General features: G+C 49.7%; 1 rRNA gene. It reads left to right on the forward strand.

What is annotated here, in order from left to right:
- Positions 1-5 precede the first annotated feature (5 nt).
- Positions 6-2,912 (forward strand): 23S ribosomal RNA (locus tag IAI10_RS24485).
- Positions 2,913-2,942: the final 30 nt, after the last annotated feature.

Here is a 2,942-nt window from a genome sequence, read left to right on the forward strand (position 1 = left end):
ATTAAGGTCAAGCTACAAAGGGCGCATGGTGAATGCCTTGGCATCAGGAGCCGATGAAGGACGCGATAAGCTGCGATAAGCTTCGGGTAGACGCACATAGTCTGTGATCCGAAGATTTCCGAATGAGGAAACTCACATAGGTAACCCTATGTATCTTTAAGTGAATTCATAGCTTAAGGAAGGTAAACCCGGGGAACTGAAACATCTAAGTACCCGGAGGAAGAGAAAGAAAATTCGATTTCCTAAGTAGCGGCGAGCGAAAGGGAAAGAGCCCAAACCAGAAACTTGTTTCTGGGGTTGCGGAGTAGTCATAACGTACGATGATGGTTAACCGAACACATCTGGAAAGTTAAGCCATAGAGTGTAATAGCCACGTAGGTGAAAATTATCTGAGTACAGATTACATCCAGAGTACCACGAGACACGTGAAACCTTGTGGGAAGCAGGGAGGACCACCTCCCAAGGCTAAATACTACCTGATGACCGATAGTGAAGAAGTACCGTGAGGGAAAGGTGAAAAGAACCCCGGGAGGGGAGTGAAATAGAATCTGAAACCGTGTGCCTACAACCGGTCATAGCACTTTATATGTGTGATGACGTGCTTTTTGTAGAACGAGCCAGCGAGTTACGGTATGTAGCAAGGTTAAGCACTTAAGGTGTGGAGCCGAAGGGAAACCGAGTCTGAATAGGGCGGATAGTTACATGCTGTAGACCCGAAACCGGGTGACCTATCCATGGACAGGGTGAAGCGGAAGTAAAATTCCGTGGAGGCCCGAACCACGTTGGTGTTGAAAAACCATGGGATGAGCTGTGGATAGCGGAGAAATTCCAATCGAACTCGGAGATAGCTGGTTCTCCTCGAAATAGCTTTAGGGCTAGCGTTGAAAGATGAGTAGTGGAGGTAGAGCACTGAATGGGCTAGGGGCCATTGCGGTTACTGAACCCTATCAAACTCCGAATGCCATATACTTTATTTCAGCAGTCAGACTACGAGTGATAAGATCCGTGGTCAAAAGGGAAAAAGCCCAGACCGTCAGCTAAGGTCCCAAAATGTAAGTTAAGTGGTAAAGGATGTGGGATTTCTAAGACAACTAGGATGTTGGCTTAGAAGCAGCCACTCATTTAAAGAGTGCGTAATAGCTCACTAGTCGAGAGATCCTGCGCCGAATATGTCCGGGGCTAAAACTTACTACCGAAGCTACGGGTTAACGCTTACGCGTTAGCGGTAGAGGAGCATCCTGTATGGGCTGAAGTCATACCGAAAGGAGTGGTGGACTGTACAGGAGAGAGAATGCTGGCATAAGTAGCGAGAACTAAGTGAGAATCTTAGTGGTCGAAAACCTAAGGTTTCCTGAGGAAGGCTCGTCCGCTCAGGGTTAGTCGGGACCTAAGCCGAGGCCAAATGGCGTAGGTGATGGACAATCGGTTGATATTCCGATACCACTATTAGCGTTATTACCGATGGGGTGACGCAGGAGGATAGGATGTGCCCACTATTGGATGTGGGTCTAAGTACTTAGGCAGAACAGACAGGCAAATCCGTTTGTTCAATGCTGAGGTATGATGGGGAGCGAAATTAAGTAGCGAAGTATCTGATTCCACGCTGCCAAGAAAAGCCTCTAGGGAGCAAAATAGTGCCCGTACCGCAAACCGACACAGGTAGGTGAGGAGAGAATCCTAAGACCAGCGGAAGAATTGCAGTTAAGGAACTCGGCAAATTGACCCCGTAACTTCGGGATAAGGGGTGCCTACGAGAGTAGGTCGCAGAGAATAGGCCCAAGCAACTGTTTAGCAAAAACACAGGTCTCTGCTAAAGCGAAAGCTGATGTATAGGGGCTGACGCCTGCCCGGTGCTGGAAGGTTAAGGGGATTGCTTAGCGCAAGCGAAGGCATGAACTTAAGCCCCAGTAAACGGCGGCCGTAACTATAACGGTCCTAAGGTAGCGAAATTCCTTGTCGGGTAAGTTCCGACCCGCACGAATGGCGTAATGACTTGGGCACTGTCTCAACTGCAAATCCGGCGAAATTGTAGTGCAAGTGAAGATGCTTGCTACCCGCGATTGGACGGAAAGACCCCGTAGAGCTTTACTGTAGTTTAGCATTGAGTTTCGGTATTGTCTGTACAGGATAGGTGGGAGACTTGGAAGCAGCTTCGTCAGGGGCTGTGGAGTCATCCTTGGGATACCACCCTGACAGTACTGAGATTCTAACCGGGTACCATGAATCTGGTAACGGGACATTGTTAGATGGGCAGTTTGACTGGGGCGGTCGCCTCCTAAAATGTAACGGAGGCGCCCAAAGGTTCCCTCAGAACGGTTGGAAATCGTTCGAAGAGTGCAAAGGCAGAAGGGAGCCTGACTGCGACACTTACAAGTGGAGCAGGGACGAAAGTCGGGCTTAGTGATCCGGTGGTTCCTCGTGGGAGGGCCATCGCTCAACGGATAAAAGCTACCTCGGGGATAACAGGCTGATCTCCCCCAAGAGTCCACATCGACGGGGAGGTTTGGCACCTCGATGTCGGCTCGTCGCATCCTGGGGCTGAAGTAGGTCCCAAGGGTTGGGCTGTTCGCCCATTAAAGCGGCACGCGAGCTGGGTTCAGAACGTCGTGAGACAGTTCGGTCCCTATCCGTCGCGGGCGTAGGAAATTTGAGAGGAGCTGTCCTTAGTACGAGAGGACCGGGATGGACTGACCTCTGGTGTACCAGTTGTCCTGCCAAGGGCACGGCTGGGTAGCTATGTCGGGAAGGGATAAACGCTGAAAGCATCTAAGCGTGAAGCCCACCTCAAGATGAGATTTCCCATGACGTTAAGTCAGTAAGACCCCATGAAGAACACATGGTTGATAGGCTAGAGGTGTAAGTACAGTAATGTATTCAGCTGACTAGTACTAATTGGTCGAGGGCTTGACCTAATAATTCTTATGTGCAATTTTGAAAGAATA

Source organism: Clostridium sp. 19966, from assembly GCF_032335695.1.
In the GTDB taxonomy this organism is placed as follows: domain Bacteria; phylum Bacillota; class Clostridia; order Clostridiales; family Clostridiaceae; genus JACTOJ01.